We start from the raw sequence: 17,754 nt of genomic DNA, 5'->3' as shown, positions 1-17,754 counted from the left end.
TCGCGATCCTGACCAAGGGCCAGATGATCGCCGAGGACCTCGGCATCAAGCTCGAGAACGTGACGCTCGACATGCTCGGCCGCGCCAAGCGGGTGCGCATCGAGAAGGAGACCACCACGATCATCGACGGGTCCGGCGAGAAGACCGACATCGAGGGCCGGGTCTCGCAGATCAAGGCGCAGATCGAGGAGACCACCTCGGACTACGATCGCGAGAAGCTGCAGGAGCGCCTGGCCAAGCTCGCGGGCGGCGTCGCGGTGATCCGCGTCGGCGGTTCGACCGAGGTCGAGGTCAAGGAGAAGAAGGACCGCGTCGACGACGCCCTCCACGCCACCCGCGCGGCTGTCGAGGAAGGCATCGTCCCGGGCGGCGGCACCGCGCTGCTGCGCGCCAAGAAGGCCGCCCAGGGCCTCACCAGCGACAACCCCGACGTCCAGGCCGGCATCAAGATCGTGCTGAAGGCGCTCGAGGCCCCGATCCGTCAGATCGCTTCGAACTCGGGCGTCGAAGGCTCGATCGTCGTCGGCAAGATCCTGGCCAACGCCTCGGAGACCTACGGCTTCAACGCCCAGACCGAGGAGTATGTCGACATGCTCCAGGCCGGCATCGTCGATCCGTCCAAGGTCGTCCGGGCGGCGCTCCAGGGTGCGGCTTCCGTGGCCGGCCTGCTGGTCACCACCGAGGCGATGATCTCCGAGCTGCCGCGCAAGGAAGCCCCGGCCATGCCGGGCGGCGGCGGCATGGGCGGCATGGGCGGCATGGACTTCTAAGCCGGCTCCAGACCTCGACACGACGACCCGGCGCGGGTGCCTTTCGCGGCCGCGCCGGGTCGTCATCTGTAAGCCGGCCCGGATCATCGATCCGGGCCGGCGCCGTCCGCAACGGCGACCCCGTCCACACCGCACCAAGCGGGCCGATGCGGGTTGTCCCTGGTGCCGGTCGGGAGATTTCGATGCGCGTGCAGACCCATCGGGACGGGATCGTCCTGGCCCTCCGCCCGCCGCTCGCCCCCTGCGTCGTCATCCTGGCGCTGGTGACGACTGGCCTCCTGGCGGCGCCCGCCCCGGCCCGGGCCTGGGGCGTTCCCGGTTGCAGCAACCTTCCCGAATACAATCGCGCGCTCGGCGCTCTCCAGGGCATGACCAGCGCCTGCGACATGAGCGTCGCGCGTGCGCGCGAAGTCATCGCGGAGCATGACGGCGTCCCGGTGGTCGTGCCGCAGGCAGCGCCGCCGCCCCGGGTCCAGGTCCGGCGCCACCCGGCCCGGCCCCATCACAGGACACCGCGCAAGCGCCGCAATACGGCCCGCGCCTCCTGAGCCGCACCGTCGTCGTCCCGAAACCCGGCGCCCCCTTCGGGATGATGCTCCGGCTGCGCTAAAGTCCGACGGCGGCGTCGTTGGCAGCCGGCTCTGTCCCGCTTTCCGTGGGGATGAAGGATACGCTCCGTGCGGCTTGATCTCGGTCACAAAGGCGATTGGATCGTCGATCCCCGCGAACTCGCGTCGCGTCTGGGCGTCACCATGGCCGTGCTCAAGCAGCAGGAACGCCTCGGCCAGGTCGAGGCCCGCATCAAGCCCGGTTCGGGCGCGGAGGCGGATCAGACCCGCGTGACGGTTCGCCTGCTCGACAAGGGCTGGCGGGGCATCTTCGATGGGAGCGGGGCGCTCATCGCCGAGGAGCGATGGTGACGGGCCGCCCGGAGCGATTCGTGGCCGGGCAAAAGGTCATCGCGGCCAAGAAAGCCGCGGCGCCGGGACAATGCGTGGTACAGACCTGAAGAGATTCCGCCGCTGCTCTCGCCGAGGACCGACATGAACGCCTTCAGATGGCTTATGGCCAAGGTTATCGGCTTCCTGTTCTCGCAGACGATCGACCACAAGAACCGCAAAGCTGCTGCCGACAAGGAGGGCGGGACCTACGATGCGGCCCCGGCTTATCAGTCATCCGGGTTCGAAAGTGATTATCATGCAGCGACCAACCTGCTGAAACAGCGGATGGACAAGAACTTTCCCGATAATTTTCACGCCCGGCTGGGGTCGCAGGCCAACAGCATGTACGATTACGGCGAGGACCGTGCGGAGGCCGTCGACACGGCCTCGACCGCAATCGCGATGGCGCTCCGGAACGGTGCGACCGTCAGCCAGGCCGCGGAGGCCGGCGCAGCCAGTGTCGGCATCTGAGGACGTCCGGACGGCTGCGCGCTGCCCGATACCGTCTGCAAGAGGGTCGTAACCGGGGGAGAGACGCCGCGGGGCTTCGGGGGCTCCGCAGCGTTACCGCGGGGCGGCCTCGGATCCCATCACCAGAGATTGCGCGGCAACCGTCGCTTCCAGCGCTCGCCGGCCTTGAGGGTGTCGCCCTGCCGGGAAAGCCGGATCGGGCGCGTCGGCATCGCGGCCGGCTGGCTCACGACCGCGACCGGCGGCGGGGCGAGAACAGGCCGCGCCACCGCGACGACCGGCGTCTGCGCCCGCTTGGACGGCACCTTCGAAGCCGGCTTCGAAACGGCCTTGGCACGGCGCACCCGTGGCAGGCGCTCGACCGATGGGGCTTCGTCCGCCGCGTCGGCCTCGGGCTCGCTCGCCGTCGCGAACATCGGCACGAGGCTCGGCAGCACCCGGCGGGCCGGGGTCTCGGCCGGCACCGGCTCGACAGGAACGGCGGGCGCGAATGCGGCCTCGGCCGGCTTGTCGGCGGTGTCCGGCGGAATGTCCCACCACTGGTCGGGATTGTCGCGGTGCCGCGTCGTCGTATCGACCAGCGCGACGCGGGAGGTGCGGGTATGCTTGACTTCGACCGTGAACGGCCGCGCGCTCCGGCGCTTCATGTGTGCGGAATTCCTGAGACTAACGTGCCCGGCGGCGCAAAATGTGCCGGCAACGTTCAAGCATCATACGGGACTGAACCGCGCGTTGTCGAGCGCGGAGATCAACAATCCTGTTCGTGCAGCATAGGCTTTTGGGATGACCTCAAGTGCCGCGGCTCCATAGCACAGTCGAAGTACTGCCTTCTGCGCTTCACGGTTGTGGCGGCGGTGCCGATTTGGGCCGATCGGGTTCGCGCGTCGCCAACCCGGGACCGGCGGCCGAGCCGGCGTCGAAACCGGGCCGTTCAAGGCTGGAGCGTCTCTCGCGCCGCGCGCCTGCGCCTCTGGACGGCCTCGCGGACATGCGTGACCAGCAGGGCGACGAGGCGCATCTCGACGCTCTCCGTCCGCCCGTGCGCCTCCGACCGGATCGCCTCGGCGGCGAGCGCGTCGGCCTCCCGCTCCAGCCGTTCGAGTTCGGCGGGCTCGGCGCCCGACACGGACAGCCAGATCTCCAGGAGGCGCATGACCCGGGTCGGCGGCCGCCGCGGCCGGAAGCGGCGATACAGGCCGATGCCCGCCGCGCTCAGCGAGGCCGCCGCGCTGATCATCAGCCCGAGCCAGTAGGCCCCGTTCTGGGCCTGATCCGCCAGGCTCGGCTGGTTTCCGGTCAGGTAGGAAGCGGCACCCGGATGGATGGGGAGCGCCTGGACCTTGTCGTCGGTGTCGGGCGCCTCGATGCCGGCCAGGTCGTCGTCGAGCGCCACGAGCCGCGGCTTGCCGGTCAGGACCTCGCGGGTGATCTCGCCGGCGAGCCAGTCGGGCATCGCGCCCCTGGCGACGAGCCGGTGGCTGACCGACAGGGTGGTGATGTCGTCGCCCGGCGCCGGCAGGGAGCCCAGGAAGGCGCCCTTGGGCACGTCGATCGTGTCGAGTACGGGATGCTCCTTGGCGATCGCCGCCGCCTCGTCGACCTCGAACAGCTTCACCGCCCCGGAGCCTTTGCGCAGCGCCGTGAACAGCGGCAGCCACAGCGCGCTGCCGACCGGGGCCACGACGAACATCGAACCGATCTGCCGGGTGCGGGCGGCCTCGGCCAGCTGGTCCAGGCTCAGGATCCTGCGATGCACGCTGCCCAGCGGCACGCCGAAATGGGTCAGGATCAGGTCGAGCAGCCGCGGATCGAGCTTTCGCCCGTCGAGGAGCCCGACCGTGCTGCCGCGCAGCTTGGCCACGCTGTCGACGGCGCTGCCGCCGGGCGCGACGAACACCACGGCGTCTCGGCGCAGGATGACCAGGGTCTGTCCGTCCTTCGGGGCGGCATCGCTGCGCACCAGGGCGAGCTGGGTCTTGCCCCGGTCCAGGGCCTCCGCTGCCCCGAGGCGGTCCGGCTCGAAGATCGTCCGGATGCGGACCCGCGGATGCCGGGTCTCGAAGAGCTGAGTCAGCGCCTGGGCCGCCTCTCGATCCTCCGTGCTGGTCTTCGCGACCGCGATGTCGAGGGCGAGCAGGCCGAGCAGCAGGTGGACCAGCACGGCAACGATCGCGGCGCACGCGATGACGCTCAGGGCGATGAGTGTCGTCTTGGACCGCCCGATCATCCGTGCCGCGCTGCCTGCCGAGCCGACAGCATAACGTGAGAGGGCGCCTAAGGGTCCGGGCCGACCGCTCGCCGTCCGACGGCGACCCTTCCGCGTCGCATGGGTCCGTGAACCGGAGGGCGGCTCACGGACTTCTCCATCCGCCGGGGCGATCCGTTCGTGCCGCGGCAGGAGGAATCCCGATGCGCATCCCCTCTCTCGCAGCGCTGGCCGGTGTCGGCCTCGTCATCCTGTGCCTGCCTGCTGCGGCCGTCCCTGCCGGTCCCGGCGCCGGATTGGCCACGCCGTCCGCCCTGCTCACCCAGGTCCGGATGCGGCGCCACCACATGCGCCGGGGCAGCATGGCGCGGACGCAGCGGAAATATCCGGGTGCGAGCTTCGTGCGGAACACCACGCGGGGCGCGCCGGCCGGCAGCAGCGGCGGCAACGGCACGACCGGCAGCTACGCCGCCCCGAGCGGACGCTAGATCTGGTCCCGATCACGGTGCGATCGGGGTCATCGCTCAGGCCTCGAAATAACGCGCTCGCTTGCGCCGAACCGGCCTACACGTCGCCGGCGAGCAGGCTGGCGCGTCATGCCGGATACCGGCACCGGAGCGATGCACGCGCTCCGTGATCCGCATCGTTCCTTCCGCGTGTCTTCCGAAAGCCGGCGGCCACCTTTCGGAATGACGCTTCAGCCTCCGGCCCCGTCGCGGCGGGCTTCTCGACCGGCGCTTCGGCTCGGGCATCCCTCCGACGCCCCTGCCGTCCTGGAGCGCCCGGTTCGATCCCGTGGGCTGCCGGAAGGAAACTCCGGCTCCCGCGGTACGTTTTGGCTCGAAGACCGTGTGCAACGCGCACCCTGCAACCAGGATGTCGAGGAGCCCATGATGCGTCAGGCCGTCTTTACTGTTCTTGCCCTCACTGCAGCCGCGCCGGCCCTTGCCCAGACCCATACCGGTCCGGCGCCGATCAAGCAGCCTGGACCGCCCCGGCAGGTGGCCCCCGGCACGCCGCCGGGAACGGTCGTCGTCCCGGACGGCGCCAAGAACGGCGGCCCCGGCACGACGGCCGTCATCGCGCCCACCGGCACGGGCGCGGCGACGATCACGACCGACACGGCCGCGGGCGGCAACGCCAGCCAGCCCGAGCGCGGTGTTCCCCAGACCGGCGGGGGCGGGAGCGGCGACAACGGCGGCGGCTGAACGATCCGCGTTCGCGCATCGTCGTGTTCAGAAAGCCGGCGGCCATCTTCCGAGGCGATGCCTCAACCGCCGCCACCGCCGCCGCCACCCGTTCCGGGACCGCCGAGATTGCCGTCCTTGTTGGGGGTGTTCCAATGGATGATGCCGTCGTCGGCCGGGCGCAGCGTCGTAGCCGGCGGCGGGGGGACGCCGAAGCGCAGCCGCTCGATCGTGCCGCGCCGATGCGGCCGGTCGGCCCCGCGATGCTGGGCGGCGGCGGGGTCCGAGGCGAAGCCGGCGAGCGCGATCACGAGCCTCATCGCCGTCGCGCGTCTCATCGGGCAACCCCACATCCTGCCGAGCGGTCTTCCAGCGCGTGATCGATACGCCGACGCGAGGGCCGCGTCCGTCCTGTCCGATCGGCAACGAGCCGCGACGCGTGCGGGTTTCCGCACCCTTCGCGGCCGCGTCCGCGGGCACCCGCGAGCGGACGAGTCCCGCGGTGGGAACGCTCGGCCGACCGGCCCGCAGGATCCGCTAACCGCGCTCCGGCATACCCAGTCGCGAGCCGCGTTGCGTATGGGCTCGACCGCTGGTGAGATCGGACGCTCCCCCGCCCCGTGAGCAGATCGGGGCGGGGCCGAGCGGCCGGAACCCCGGCGCTTGCGCCGACGCTGCGTCCGTGGCCGCAAAACGGCCGCACCTCCGCTGCCAGGATTCCCGCATGCGCACGATCTTCGCCGCCGCCCTCCTCGTCTGCTGCGCCACGGCCGCCTCGGCCGGGGAACCGCTCCTGGACGGTCCGGTGGCGGCTGGCGGCTTCGGCATGAGCGGCTCGGACTATTACGGCGACATCCGCAGCCGGATGCCGTTCACCCGCGAGGGCCCGCCGCGGCCGGTCGGCGTCGCCGACCTCGAGCGTGCACGGGCCGCGCGGATGCGTGCGGCGACCGCGTCCCGGCGGGTGGAGGCGCGGTCCTCGGCCCGGCGGCGCACGCCCCACGGCTGAGCCGGCCGGCCCCGACGCCCCGAGATGTGTTCGTTTGGCGCCCGGCACGGCCCCTGGAGCCTGCGCGGGACCCGGATCCCCGGGCCCGCGGCTTCCGCGGTTCAGGCCGATGCCCTGATGAGCTGGACCAGGCGCGGCAGCGCCGCGTCGGTCTGGTCGGGATGGCTGAGCCGGTCCGCGTAGTCGCCGATCGGGCGCGGCTTCCCGAACAGGTAGCCCTGCATCTCCCCACACGCCTCGTCGGCCAGGAACCGCCTCTGCGCGGGCGTCTCGACGCCCTCGGCGACGACCCCCATCCGGAGGCTCCGGCCCAGGCTCAGCACGGCCCGCACGATCACGGCCGCCTGCGGATCGACGCCGAGCTGCGCCACGAACGAGCGGTCGATCTTCATCTTATCGAACGGGAAGGCCTGCAGGGTCGCCAGCGACGCGTAGCCGGTGCCGAAATCGTCCATGCTGATCCGGACGCCGAAGCTCTTCAGGCGCCGCAGGATGTTGATCGCCCGGGCCATGTCGTTGATGATGACGCTCTCGGTGACCTCCAATTCCAGCCGGTCCGGCGACAGGCCGGTCTGGGCCAGCACGGCCAGCACCGTCTCGGGCAGGTCCGGCTTCTGGAACTGCCGCGGCGACAGGTTCACCGCGACCTTGAGCGACGGCGCCCAGGTCGCGGCCTCGCGGCACGCCTCGCGCAGCACCCAGTCGCCGAGCGCGATGATCAGCCCGGTCTCTTCGGCCAGGGGGACGAACACACCGGGCGGAATCTGGCCGCGCACGGGATGGGTCCAGCGCACCAGCGCCTCGAACCCCACCAGCGCGCCGGAGGCGCCGTCCACCTGGGGCTGGTAGTGCAGGCTCAGCGCGTTGTCCGCTAGCGCCTGCCTCAGGTCGCTCTCCAGCACCCGGCGCTCCTCCGCCTCCTCGTCCATGTCGGCCCCGAACACCCTGAAGGTGCCCCGGCCCTCCGCCTTGGCCCGATAGAGCGCGAGGTCGGCCCGCCGGTACAGGCATTCCGCGCTCACCCCGTGCTCCGGCGCCAGGGCGATGCCGACGCTCAGGCCGACGCCGATCCGCTGCCCGCCCACCTGGAGCGGTGCCGCGAACAGGCCGGTCAGGCGCTCGGCGACCGCGACGGCCTCCTCGGGACCGCCGGTGAGCAGGACGGCGAACTCGTCGCCGCCCAGGCGGGCCACGACGCCATCCCCCACCGACGACCGCAACCGGTCCGCCACGCTGCGCAGCAGGTCGTCGCCGGCTTGGTGGCCGAGCGTGTCGTTCACGCCCTTGAAGCCGTCGAGGTCGAGGTACAGGACCGAAGCGGTGCCGCCCCGGACGGCGATCTCTGCGAGGCACCCGTCGAGATGCTCCCGGAACAGGCCGCGGTTCGGCAGGCCCGTCAGGATGTCGTGGCGCGCCAGCCGCGCCACCTCGGCCTCCGCGGCCTTGCGCTGGGTGATGTCCGTAAAGGTCCGCACGAAGCCACCGTCCGGCAGCGGCACGGTCCGGATCTCCAGCACCAGGCCGTTCGGGCGCACGCGCTCGTGGACATGCGCCTGCTCCGGGCCGCCGCGCTCGATCCAGTCCCGGTACGACCGATCGGTGCGGTTGTGCTCGCGGTGGCGCAGCTGATGGCGCAGGACGGCCTTGTAGCTCGGGGCTCCCAGCATCATCGCGCGCGGCAGGTCCAGGAGCGCCAAGGCCCGCTCGTTGCACACCTGAACCGTGCCGCGCCCGTCCACCCGGATCAGCCCCTGGTCCATGCTGTCCAGGGTCATGTCGAGCAGCAGGGTCTTCTCGCGCAGGGCGAGGCCCTGGCGGGCCAGCGCCGCGTTGATGGTGCGCAGGTGGTCCAGCATCAGCGCCAGCGCCGCGAAGGCCAGGATCACCGCCATCATCACCGCGATGCCGCCCGCCACCGCGCCGCGGGCGAGGCCGAGATCCAGGGTCTCCTGCGCCGGGTCCGGGACCACGCGCGCCGCCGCCATGGCCAGGAAGTGCAGCCCGGCGATGGCCGCCGTCAGGATCGTGGCGGCGGCCACCCGGGTCCTGGCGTCGCCGCCGCGTCCGTGGACCATCAGGGCAGCGCCTGAGAGGCCGCAGCCGATCGTCGCCGCCACGACGGCCAGGGTCCGATCCCATTCGAAATGTCCGGGCAGCACCACGCCGGCGATGCCCAGGAAGTGCATGCAGGCGATGCCGCCGCCCAGGACCACGCCGGCGACGGCCTCCGCCCAGGGCGAGCCCTGATGCGCGGCGCGCAGGAGCGTGAAGGCGACGAGGGCGGCCGCGATGGCGACGATCAGGGACAGCAGCGTGGTGGCGACCTCGTAGCCGACGACGACACCGGGATCGTAGCCGAGCATCCCGATGAAGTGGGTGCTCCAGATGCCGGCGCCGGCCGAGAAGCTGGCGGCCAGAAGCCAGCTCGGCGCCCAGGCGCCACCCTTGCGCACGCGCTGCTCGAGCAGCAGGGCGACGTAGCACGAGATCCAGCAGACACAGGCTGCCAGGGGAACCACCCAAGGGGTGTGCTCGTCGGTCAGGCAGGCCAAAGCGCGGTACATGGGAGCCTCGCCACGCGGCAATACGGGCGCACGATAGCGCGGCCAATACTAATCAGAAGTTGCATTTCGGGATAAGAATTCACCCCTCGGGAGGGTTGTTCCGGGTCATCGCGTCGTCTCTTGCGCGGCATGACCAGACAGTCCCGGCTCGAACTCCGATGCGAGCCTGCCGGATCTTCGCGCCCGGCCCACCCATCCGGCACGGAGAATCGCCGTCGATAAGCGCGAAAGGCCCCGAAGATTGCTCTTAGGGACGGTTCTCAAGCCTGCCAGCGTGGCGGTTACATGCCGCCAGCGCGCGTCGGCCATGCCTCATGACCGGTGGCCCGGCCGTCGGACGCGCGGTAGGTGACGGCTCCTCCCAAGACGACCCCTTCGGGCCCGCTCGGCACAAGCCGCGGCGGGCTCTTTTTCGTTAAGCGTTTCCCCATACCCCTCTTCTGTACCCACGATCCGACGCCGGCCCGGCTCTCCGCCCGCCGCCGACGGATCGTTCGACGGCTTCCTTTGGCATCCCGCATGAAAAACCGCTTCGCGTTCCTGGCCTTGATGATCGTATGCGCGGGCCCGGCCCTCGCCCGGGGCGACCGGTCCGGGCCGGGCTGCGACGACCCGCAGACGACCGGCTCTCTGCCCACCGGGATGCGGGACCTGGACGCCCTGGCCGTCGAGTCCGACAGGGTCGCCGTGATCCCGCCCGAGGACAGCTGGCAGGAGCAGGCGCAGCAGAACGCGGAACGCCGCAGGCGGGAGCGTGCGGAAGGATGCGGGGTCGATTGACGGTCGCGGCATCGGGCGGGCCCACGCGCGACTCGCCCGGGCGGCCGCAAGCCGAACAGGAGGCGGGACAGCCCGCCACTTGTCGTTGATCCCCCGAGCAATCACCGCCACTGTACGCACGAATATGCCGACGCTGCCGGCAACCATCCGCGGGCGTGGACTTGAACGCGAAGGGCGATCCGACATGAGGCTTCTGGCTCTCGGTGCCGTCATGGCCCTCACGGCAGCACCGGAGGCGCTGGCGCAGAGCATGCAGGACGTCCCGGTCCAGCGCGACCTCAGGCGGATGGACCGGCTCGACAGGCGCCTCGACCGCGACGGCATCCGGCCGGTCGACCCGAACGTGACGCCGGACAATCCCGACGGCGTCGTCGGCTTCGACGGCGTGCCCGACAATTACGGCGACCGCGGCGTCATCGATGACGGCCCCCTGCCGCCTGGCTCGCCGGCCGATACCGACGACGACTGAGCGGCTGCCGCGCGGCGGGAGCGGTGCCGATCGCAGTGCAACCCAGTTCGCCGCTCGGGCTTTGATGTCACGCGCGCTGGCGCCCAGCCGGTCTCCGCTTCGGAGGTCCGCACGCTGCAGGCGATCGGGAGACGGACAGATGGCTGACGACACACCGGACGCCGACCGCGTCGCCCGGAGGATTGCCATGAACGTCTACGCCGCGTTCTGCCGGCAGGCGACGATGCCGGCCCACCCGCTCGAAGAGCAGACGATCCTGGCGCGGCTCGTCGAGGCGATCCGCCCCGAGGTCGGGACCGGTTCGCCCGGAGCGCTGGTCGAGGCCGCCAACGCGGCCCTGTCCGCATGGGAGCAGCGGGACCCCGAGATCCGCGGGCCGCGCGTCGTCGCGGTGAACCCGATCGATGGTGCCGTGACCGTCGGATAGGGCATCGTCCCGAAGGGCGGTCTCCGGCGTTCGGCGGGACGACGGGCCGCATTCGAATGGGAGCGCACCGTTCCAATTCCGCTGTCCGGCGCGATGGGCCGGCCGCGCGGGAGCGGTGACGAAGGGGGAGCGGTTTTGAGCAGGGGTGCGCATGCGCAGGGGTCGGTCCAGGTCTGGCGTATCGAAGCGGGCTTTGCCCGAGAGCCTGACGCAGCATCTCTCGGATCCGAAGATCCGGGTCCTCAAGACGCCGGATGGCCGACGCCGTTCCTTTCGCGCGGCCGGCGCTGTCCGGAAGGTCCTCGTCTCGCTCGTGACCCTCGCCGTGCTCGTGCTGGCCGGGGGGCACCTCGTGAACGCGTGGTAGGAAAACCGCGGCGGGATCGGCCCTACCTGAAACGGCCAGGCTGCCTATGTCTCCGCTGCAAGGAGCCGTTCAATCCATGATCATGATCATCATCTGCTTCCTCGCGCCATGGCTCGCCATGTTCCTGCGCGGGAAGGTTCTGCAGGGCATCCTCTGCATCATCCTCCACATCACGATCATCGGCTGGATCCCGGCGACGATCTGGGCCCTGGTGGTCACCCGCAGGGAAGCCGCCTGACACGCCGCCGGCGCTGACGAGGAGGTCCGCATGCCGCCCAAGCTCACCAAGACGATCATCGGGGCCGTGGTCGCCGTCGCGCTCGCGGCGGCCGTGTCCTACGGGGTCATCAGCCAGCAGACCGCCGATCAGATCCAGACCAAGGCCAACCAGACGCTGCAGACCGACCAGACCGCGCCGGGCCCGGCTCCGCAGCAGCAGACCCCGCCGCCGCCCCAGACTCCCAACCCGCAGTCTTCGAACCCGCAGTCTCCGAGCGATCCGAAGGCGTCGCCGCAGGCGCCCGCGGCCCGCCCGTAGGGAGCCGCGTCCCTCGCTCCACGACGCCGACGGGTCCCTGGGCCTGCGCCTTACTGGAGCGAGCCCGGACCCGGCGACATCGAGCGCCCGGCCTCGAGCAAGGCACGGATCTTCGCGGTGGCGTGGGCGAGGATGTCGGGGCGCGCCTCGTCGTAGGACGTTTCCGTGACGAAGCTCTGGAGCGCCTCCTCGATCCGGTCCTCGATCTCCTCCATGACCGTCAGGGCTTGCGGGCCCTCCCGGCGCAGGTAGGCATCCGCCAGGGCCAGGTAGGCCGCGCTGGCGAGTAGAAACGCGACCCCGTTGGCTTCCTGCGCCATCTCGGAGCCCGGCTCCGGGCTGCCGGCTTGGTCGTCCGAGAACTCATCGATCATAAAGTCATGCTCTGCACGGAATCCCTGCCAGAGCATGTCCCAGTTATTGCGGCGCACACAGCTGCAAAGACTGCGTATCAGCTTGACCGTAAGGCGCCGAATACTACTTTTGCGTCGATGATCTCAAATAATTGCACCCTGTGGTTGCAATTGCGCGCAAGGCTCCATCGATCCGTGTCGCCGCCGAGGGCGGGCCTTACGTCCTACACGATACCGCTGCCGTCGTACGGCCACGGCCGGCCGAGATGGGCCGCGACGGTGGCCGGATCGTCGCCGACCGCCCGCACGGCGGCCGTCACAGTCTCGACGGGCACCTGAAGGCGCCGCGCCCAGTACGCAGCCGAACTCGGGTCCTCGACGTTCACGCGCTTCGGCTCTTGGGACACATCGGACATGGCAACCTCCGCCGGGAGAACCGCCCGGGAGCCCGGACGGTTCAGACGCTGGGTACGGGGCGGGACGAGCCCCGATCCGTACGGATTACCAGCCGCCGTAGAACCGGCGCGGGCCGTCGTAGCCCCCGGGGCCACGCTCGTAACCACCCCCGTGGCCGTACCCATATCCCGGACGGCCGCCATAGGGGCCCCGGGGGCCGCCATAGCCCCATCCGCGATCGTTGGGACGGCAATGACCCCACGGGTTCGGATGGAAGCCCGGACCGCAGCCGCCGGCCACGTGCTCGATCAGCCCGGCGCTGTCGGGCGGGGCGTACCCGAACGGGGCCGCCTGCGCCGCCGTGCCGGTGGCAAGTCCTGCCGCGACGATCGCGGCGATACCGAGCATCCTGGAACGCACCATGACCCGATCTCCTGAACCCGTCGGCCCGCATCTGCCGGACCGGATGACCAGAGGATGTGGCCGGCGGCCTGAACCGGTTCCGGTCGGATCGTTCATCAATCCGACGGGGACTGGATTGATCGATCGCAGGGCGGCCTTCCGGAATGACGCATCAAGACAGCGTGTTCGCCAGTCTGGCGCGCTGCGAAGACCCGTGCGGACGCGCACGGCGCCGGATCGCCGGCAGGCGTAGCAGTGTGGGTGCCGGATCCGGAACGCGGTGCGCCGCCAGGGTCCGGTCCGCCGCTTTCGACGCTCTCACCAGTATGCCCATCCGTCTGTACCGTGACAGGCTGAACCAGCTTCATTTTGGAACGGGCCGGCGGCCAAATTGTTGAAACGCCATATTCACCAGAACAGGACAACCCGGATGCGCAAGCTTGCACTCGCTTCGACGGCACTGCTCGGACTAGGCCTGCTGGCGTCGGCACCTGCCGAGGCACGCGGCTGGGGTTATGGCGGCGGCTACGGTCATGGCGGCTACGGATACCGGGGCGTTGGGTTCCGCGGCGGTTACGGCGGCTATCGTGGCTACGGCGGTTACGGCCGCGGCTACGGCTACCGTCGCGGCATCGGCCCGGGCGCAGCCATCGGCCTCGGCATCGCCGGCCTGGCCGCGGGCGCGATCGTGGCCAACAGCTACGGCGGCTACGGTGGCTACGGCTACGGACGCCCGGTCGGTTATTACGGCGGTGGCTACGGCTACGCGCCGGCCTACGGCTACGCCCCCGCTTACGGCTACGGCGGCGGCTACGGTTACCCGGCTTACGGCTACGGCTACTGAGCCTTCCACCACCTGACGCTGGCGTTTGTCGGGGCACTCGGATTCGATCCGGGTGCCCCTTTTCGCAGGTGGAATGCACCGCACCCGAAGGCCTGAGGCCGCCCGGCCGTCGCTCCGGGCGGCGTCGTTCAGGTCAGGGTCGGATCATCGGCGGTGATGCCAACCGCCGTGCCGGCCGCCTCAGGGTGGGTGGAATCCGATGGGGCGATCGCTGCTCCAGCGGTGCCAGCGGGGGCCGTACCCGCCGACCCTGCGGTCGCCGTGGAACGTCGCTCGGACCACGACGGGTCGGGCAGTCGTTCGGTCGACGGGGCCGGGACGACCGCCTCTCGGCTTGTCCCGGCCTGCATCGGAGGCGGTTTTTTATCGATCGCGCAGGCTTCCTCGCGTGAGAGCCGCTGGGGCGAGGGATCGGTCATGTGACGGGTGCGTCTGTCCATCGCGACAACTCCCGGTTTGGCTGCGCTTTCAGCGGAGCAAGGCGCGCAGGTCGACCAGGGTGGTGATCAGCCCGATCGCAGCCAGGATGAGCATCAGCGCCAGGAACCCCACGATGATCCGGTCGAGCCAGCGATCCTCGTGGCTGCAGAACAGCGGTGGCTCTTCATCCAGCGGAGACCGTGCTTCGTCCCGGCTGCGGGGCGTGTGCTCGCGTTGCTTCCTATCCGCCATGTGAATCGTCGTGGTATCGGTCATGACGGCGCAAGATCAGGCCCACGGTCACGACCCTGACTGCTCCGACACGTAGCCGAGGGCGCTCCCGGCCGAGCCGCTGCTGTAGAGCGTCGAGAGATCGCCGAGCGACACGATGCCGACGAGCCGCTTGTCCCGGTCCAGCACCGGCAGGCGTCGGATCTGGAATTCGCCCATGGTCTGCGCGCCCGCAGCACAATCCTCGTCGGCGTAGCAGTACCGGACCTCGGTGGTCATCGCCTCGCGTATGGGCGTATCCGGCCCCTTGCCCGCGGCGACCGCACGCACCGTGATATCGCGGTCCGTCAGCATGCCGACCAGCCGGTCGTTCTCGCCGACGGGAACGACACCCGCGTCCAGATCCGCCATCAAGCGCGCGGCGTCCCGGATGCTCTGGTCTGATCGTACGACGGATACGTCCGCGGTCATCACGTCACTGATCGGCATGGCATTCTCCCAAATGACGGCAACGGGGCTCGTGATCGCCAAACGCGGCGGATCAGCAAGATCTACAACCGATCAAAGCAAGACCTGCGGCGGTGTTCCGATCAACAAAGACGGATAGCAAAGATATTTCAGGCATCTTTGTTGATGTGGTCGATGTCAAAAGAGATCATTCCGGCTGCGGGGTGGCGCCGACCTTGGCCTCTCGCCCAAGCCGTAAGATCAAGGTGTTACGGACGATCCGGTTCAGGCCGCCGGGACGTTCCGCGCCGGTCCGGCGGACCGCATCAGCTGTCCCAGCGACAGGCAGGCGGCCATGACGAAGATGGAGCAGCCCGGCACCCACATCAGGACGCCGCCGAGTTGCTGATCCTCCAGTGGCGTGTAGCCCCAGATCGGGGCCGTCAGCAGGTGGTCGGCGAAGAGCGGCCGGCCCGCGAAGGTCAGGATCGCTCCCAGAAAGCCCATCTGGATCGACGTGCCGATGCCGACGCCCAGGGCGATCAGCGCGTCCCGCCCGTCGGCCAGCACGGCCTGCCACACCATCAGGGCGCTGCCGAACAGGGTGATGTGCATCAGCCAGTAGACACGGTCGCTCGCGAAGGTGGCCGCGTACGGGGCGGGGCTGTGCCACAACCAGAGCACCATCGCGAAGACCAGCCCCGCGACGACGGGGCCTGGGCGTCGCGTGCCCGCCGCCTGCCGGCCGATCAGCGCTCCGAACGCCAGGACCGGGCGTCCCAGGATGACGAGGGGCGCACCGATGAGGGAGATCACCATGTGCTGGCCGACCCGGGCGGAGAAGAGCGCCACGGAGAGGGCGCAGAGCGGCGACACCAGGGCCAGGCCGGTGATACCCCAGCCGGCGAGGAACGAAGCGCGCTCCCCGCGGCTCAGCCGGGCACGGGTGCTGCCCACTCCGTACAACCCCGCGATCACCAGGAGGACCGCGATCAGGACCGGGTCGAGGTTCCAGTGCGCCATCAGCGTGCCCGGATCGGGCGGGCTGCCACAATAGGGGATCTGCGCCGGCATCGTGCGCCTCATCTCTTGGAAAACGATCGGCTGGAGCACGCGCCGCCGAGGCGGATACCAGTCCGGCGCAGGCGAGCGCGTCGAATCGAGGATTGGGAACGGCTCTAGAGGGCAGCGACGCCCGCTTCGGCCACGGCTTGGTCCTGCTTCGAGAACCCGCCGCTGACACCGACGGCGCCGATCACCGTCCCGTCGCGCTTGAGCGGGATGCCACCGGCGAAAATGACGACCCGGGCGTGGTTGCTCGTATGGATGCCGAAGAACTGTTCGTCGGGCTGCGACAGCTCCGCCAGCGCTTTGGTCGAGATATCGAAAGCGCGGGCGGTGAACGCCTTGTTGATGGCGATGTCGATGCTGCCGAGCCATGCCCCGGGCTGCCGGGCGAAGGCCAGGAGGTGGCCGCCCGCATCGACCACGGCGATGTTCATCGGCTGCTGAACCTGATCGCTGGCGGCCGTCTCGGCGGCGGCGATGATCCGCTTGGCGTCGTCGAGCGTGAGCATGGGCAATCTCCTTCGGGCCTCGGGAACCGGGCGAACGGTCAGAGCGGCGGGGCGATGCCGCCGGGCTTGCTCAGCGACTTCACGTAGGCCGCGATCTGCCACATCTGCTCGTCGGGGATCTTGCCGCGCCACGCGGGCATGCCCTTGGGGCGGCCCTCGTAGAGGGTGTCCACGATGTTCGGCAGGGAGCCGCCGTAGATCCAGTTGTCGTCCGACAGGGCCGGCCCGAAACCGCCGCCCCCGCCGGCGTGGCAGCCGTTGCAGTTGAAGGCGGCGTAGAGGGCCTTGCCCTGCTCGATCGCGGCCGGGTCGTTCTCATACTTCTTGGCCTTCTCCGCGCCGGTCGTCGGGACCGCGGCGCCACCGACGCCCTGGGGCGTCAGCACCACTTGAGGCTGCTGGTTGCCCGCGGGGTCCTGGGCGAGCGCACGGTGCAGCATGGGCCCGGACACCAGGGCGACGAGACCGGCGAGGAGGGCATGGCGGCGCATCATCGTTGCGAATCCTGGCGTGAGGGCGTTGGGTTCGGAGCGTCCTGGGTCTCCGGCGTGTCGAGGCGCGGCACGCCATAATCGACCAGGATGGCGTCGATCTCGGCTCGGTGCCGCCGCAACGCTCCGCCGATCTCCTGGGCGAAGGCGCCCCCGTCCTCCTCGCGGCGCACGGCGAAGCCGATGTCGAAGGCGAGCGGCAGACGGGCCCCGTCGAAGGGCGGCCGCACGAGGTGGACCTGAAGCGGCGGATCCTGCCGGGCGGCGAAGTAGCCCGCCAACGGCCCCCAGACGACGGCCACGTCGACCTCGCCCTTCGCGACCGCCTCGACGATCCGCGAGGGCGGGTGCGGCGTGCCGTAATCGCCGTAGAGATCGTAACCGCGCACGTTCGCCACGATTCCCCGTCGGGACAGGGCGTGGGCCGGGGGCGTGTTGTAGCCGTCGTCCCCGACCATCTGCACGCCGATGCGCAGGTCTTTCAGGCGCGGATCGTCGAGAGCGGTGATGGGTACGGCATCCGCCTTCTGCACGAAGGCGTAGCCGGACCGGTAGACCGGCGCGGTCGGTCGAGCCATCTCCACGCCGACCGGCAGGCCCGGCACCACGTCGCACAGGCCGGCATTGAGCGTGTTGCGGAGGAACCCGCGCCGCTGCGCCCACCACGTATAGGTGAGTTCGGCGCCGAGGTCCTTCGCGACGATTTCGGCGATCCTGTTCTCGAAGCCTCCCCCGGCCTTGTCGGAGAAGGGCAGATTGTTCGGGTCGGCGCAGACCCGCAGGTCGCGTGCCGCGGCCGGCTTCAGGGTCGCGGTCGCCAGCAGGGGCAGCGCGGCCGCCAGCGCAACGAGACGCGCGGCCATG

Annotated in this window: 27 protein-coding genes; 14 read left to right on the top strand and 13 right to left on the bottom strand. The window is 70.3% G+C overall.

All coding sequences use genetic code 11. The features are described from left to right. The 4 genes from FV242_RS21265 to FV242_RS21250 all read left to right on the top strand — a co-directional run. Positions 1-770: TCP-1/cpn60 chaperonin family protein (locus FV242_RS21265; RefSeq protein ID WP_281407088.1), on the top strand; the 770-nt coding region annotated here is incomplete at its 5' end. A gap of 182 nt (positions 771-952) precedes the next feature. Then, positions 953-1,318: a hypothetical protein gene (locus FV242_RS21260; RefSeq protein ID WP_246692799.1), complete on the top strand. Its 366-nt coding sequence runs from the start codon at positions 953-955 to the stop codon at positions 1,316-1,318. A gap of 129 nt (positions 1,319-1,447) precedes the next feature. After that, positions 1,448-1,690 (top strand): DUF6522 family protein, encoded by a 243-nt coding sequence (locus tag FV242_RS21255; protein ID WP_147908677.1) that lies wholly within the window; start codon positions 1,448-1,450, stop codon positions 1,688-1,690. Positions 1,691-1,813: 123 nt separating this feature from the next. Then, positions 1,814-2,182: a hypothetical protein gene (locus tag FV242_RS21250; protein WP_147856340.1), complete on the top strand. Its 369-nt coding sequence runs from the start codon at positions 1,814-1,816 to the stop codon at positions 2,180-2,182. A 119-nt stretch (positions 2,183-2,301) separates the two neighbouring features. Here FV242_RS21250 and FV242_RS21245 read toward each other — a convergent pair whose 3' ends face one another. Further along, a complete protein-coding gene (locus FV242_RS21245) occupies positions 2,302-2,829 on the bottom strand; it encodes a hypothetical protein (protein WP_147908676.1) in 528 nt (175 codons plus the stop codon). 284 nt (positions 2,830-3,113) lie between these two features. Then, on the bottom strand, positions 3,114-4,409 hold the full coding sequence (locus FV242_RS21240) for a TAXI family TRAP transporter solute-binding subunit (protein WP_147940285.1): 1,296 nt from the start codon (positions 4,407-4,409) through the stop codon (positions 3,114-3,116). Between the two features lie 182 nt (positions 4,410-4,591). Between FV242_RS21240 and FV242_RS21235 the strand changes: the two genes are divergently transcribed. Both FV242_RS21235 and FV242_RS21225 read left to right on the top strand, forming a co-directional pair. Next, the gene (locus FV242_RS21235) at positions 4,592-4,876 is read left to right on the top strand and encodes a hypothetical protein (protein ID WP_147908674.1); all 285 of its coding nucleotides are present in this window, start codon (positions 4,592-4,594) and stop codon (positions 4,874-4,876) included. Positions 4,877-5,281: 405 nt separating this feature from the next. Then, positions 5,282-5,596 carry a hypothetical protein gene (locus FV242_RS21225; RefSeq protein ID WP_147908672.1) on the top strand — a complete coding sequence of 105 codons (315 nt, stop codon included), beginning with the start codon at positions 5,282-5,284 and terminating at the stop codon, positions 5,594-5,596. 62 nt (positions 5,597-5,658) lie between these two features. Here the strand turns inward: FV242_RS21225 and FV242_RS21220 are convergent, their stop codons facing one another. Further along, positions 5,659-5,913 carry a hypothetical protein gene (locus tag FV242_RS21220; RefSeq protein WP_187278499.1) on the bottom strand — a complete coding sequence of 85 codons (255 nt, stop codon included), beginning with the start codon at positions 5,911-5,913 and terminating at the stop codon, positions 5,659-5,661. A gap of 386 nt (positions 5,914-6,299) precedes the next feature. Here FV242_RS21220 and FV242_RS21215 point away from each other — a divergent pair, with 386 nt between their 5' ends. Next, on the top strand, positions 6,300-6,584 hold the full coding sequence (locus FV242_RS21215) for a hypothetical protein (RefSeq protein ID WP_147908670.1): 285 nt from the start codon (positions 6,300-6,302) through the stop codon (positions 6,582-6,584). Positions 6,585-6,685: 101 nt separating this feature from the next. Here FV242_RS21215 and FV242_RS21210 read toward each other — a convergent pair whose 3' ends face one another. Beyond that, positions 6,686-9,148, bottom strand: coding sequence for an EAL domain-containing protein (locus tag FV242_RS21210; protein WP_147940282.1), 2,463 nt, complete (start codon positions 9,146-9,148; stop codon positions 6,686-6,688). A gap of 519 nt (positions 9,149-9,667) precedes the next feature. Between FV242_RS21210 and FV242_RS21205 the strand changes: the two genes are divergently transcribed. The 6 genes from FV242_RS21205 (at position 9,668) to FV242_RS21185 (ending at position 11,729) form a co-directional block, all read left to right on the top strand. Next, positions 9,668-9,928 carry a hypothetical protein gene (locus FV242_RS21205; protein WP_147908668.1) on the top strand — a complete coding sequence of 87 codons (261 nt, stop codon included), beginning with the start codon at positions 9,668-9,670 and terminating at the stop codon, positions 9,926-9,928. A 184-nt stretch (positions 9,929-10,112) separates the two neighbouring features. Beyond that, positions 10,113-10,397, top strand: coding sequence for a hypothetical protein (locus FV242_RS21200; RefSeq protein WP_187193509.1), 285 nt, complete (start codon positions 10,113-10,115; stop codon positions 10,395-10,397). 139 nt (positions 10,398-10,536) lie between these two features. Next, the gene (locus FV242_RS21195; protein ID WP_147940281.1) at positions 10,537-10,824 is read left to right on the top strand and encodes a hypothetical protein; all 288 of its coding nucleotides are present in this window, start codon (positions 10,537-10,539) and stop codon (positions 10,822-10,824) included. Positions 10,825-11,017: 193 nt separating this feature from the next. Then, positions 11,018-11,191, top strand: coding sequence for a hypothetical protein (locus FV242_RS34710; RefSeq protein ID WP_187193510.1), 174 nt, complete (start codon positions 11,018-11,020; stop codon positions 11,189-11,191). Positions 11,192-11,267: 76 nt separating this feature from the next. Continuing rightward, on the top strand, positions 11,268-11,429 hold the full coding sequence (locus FV242_RS21190; protein WP_147908665.1) for a YqaE/Pmp3 family membrane protein: 162 nt from the start codon (positions 11,268-11,270) through the stop codon (positions 11,427-11,429). A 30-nt stretch (positions 11,430-11,459) separates the two neighbouring features. After that, the gene (locus tag FV242_RS21185; protein ID WP_147908664.1) at positions 11,460-11,729 is read left to right on the top strand and encodes a hypothetical protein; all 270 of its coding nucleotides are present in this window, start codon (positions 11,460-11,462) and stop codon (positions 11,727-11,729) included. Between the two features lie 50 nt (positions 11,730-11,779). Here FV242_RS21185 and FV242_RS21180 read toward each other — a convergent pair whose 3' ends face one another. The 3 genes from FV242_RS21180 to FV242_RS21170 all read right to left on the bottom strand — a co-directional run bounded on the left by FV242_RS21180 (position 11,780) and on the right by FV242_RS21170 (position 12,901). Next, a complete protein-coding gene (locus FV242_RS21180) occupies positions 11,780-12,103 on the bottom strand; it encodes a hypothetical protein (protein ID WP_147940280.1) in 324 nt (107 codons plus the stop codon). A gap of 203 nt (positions 12,104-12,306) precedes the next feature. Next, positions 12,307-12,498 carry a DUF3606 domain-containing protein gene (locus tag FV242_RS21175; RefSeq protein ID WP_147908662.1) on the bottom strand — a complete coding sequence of 64 codons (192 nt, stop codon included), beginning with the start codon at positions 12,496-12,498 and terminating at the stop codon, positions 12,307-12,309. Positions 12,499-12,583: 85 nt separating this feature from the next. Next, complete coding sequence (locus FV242_RS21170) at positions 12,584-12,901, bottom strand: hypothetical protein (protein WP_147908661.1); 318 nt, start codon at positions 12,899-12,901, stop codon at positions 12,584-12,586. A 409-nt stretch (positions 12,902-13,310) separates the two neighbouring features. On the opposite strand from FV242_RS21170, the gene FV242_RS21165 reads away from it, so the two are divergent. Further along, positions 13,311-13,724, top strand: a complete 414-nt coding sequence (locus tag FV242_RS21165; RefSeq protein WP_147940279.1) for a hypothetical protein — start codon at positions 13,311-13,313, stop codon at positions 13,722-13,724. A gap of 468 nt (positions 13,725-14,192) precedes the next feature. Here the strand turns inward: FV242_RS21165 and FV242_RS21160 are convergent, their stop codons facing one another. The 6 genes from FV242_RS21160 to FV242_RS21135 form a co-directional block, all read right to left on the bottom strand. Further along, the gene (locus tag FV242_RS21160) at positions 14,193-14,420 is read right to left on the bottom strand and encodes a hypothetical protein (RefSeq protein ID WP_147940278.1); all 228 of its coding nucleotides are present in this window, start codon (positions 14,418-14,420) and stop codon (positions 14,193-14,195) included. A gap of 24 nt (positions 14,421-14,444) precedes the next feature. After that, positions 14,445-14,864: a CBS domain-containing protein gene (locus tag FV242_RS21155; RefSeq protein WP_147940287.1), complete on the bottom strand. Its 420-nt coding sequence runs from the start codon at positions 14,862-14,864 to the stop codon at positions 14,445-14,447. A 243-nt stretch (positions 14,865-15,107) separates the two neighbouring features. Beyond that, a complete protein-coding gene (locus FV242_RS21150; protein ID WP_187278498.1) occupies positions 15,108-15,896 on the bottom strand; it encodes a cytochrome c oxidase assembly protein in 789 nt (262 codons plus the stop codon). A gap of 104 nt (positions 15,897-16,000) precedes the next feature. After that, positions 16,001-16,399, bottom strand: coding sequence for a heme-binding protein (locus FV242_RS21145; RefSeq protein WP_147908656.1), 399 nt, complete (start codon positions 16,397-16,399; stop codon positions 16,001-16,003). Positions 16,400-16,437: 38 nt separating this feature from the next. Continuing rightward, positions 16,438-16,893, bottom strand: coding sequence for a c-type cytochrome (locus FV242_RS21140; protein WP_147908655.1), 456 nt, complete (start codon positions 16,891-16,893; stop codon positions 16,438-16,440). Continuing rightward, complete coding sequence (locus FV242_RS21135; RefSeq protein WP_147940276.1) at positions 16,890-17,753, bottom strand: substrate-binding domain-containing protein; 864 nt, start codon at positions 17,751-17,753, stop codon at positions 16,890-16,892. Before FV242_RS21135 ends, FV242_RS21140 begins: the two co-directional genes overlap by 4 nt. Position 17,754: the final 1 nt, after the last annotated feature.

Origin of the sequence: Methylobacterium sp. WL64, assembly GCF_008039945.1 — a bacterium.
In the GTDB taxonomy this organism is placed as follows: Bacteria; Pseudomonadota; Alphaproteobacteria; order Rhizobiales; family Beijerinckiaceae; genus Methylobacterium.
This window is presented reverse-complemented; position numbering and strand designations above follow the sequence as displayed.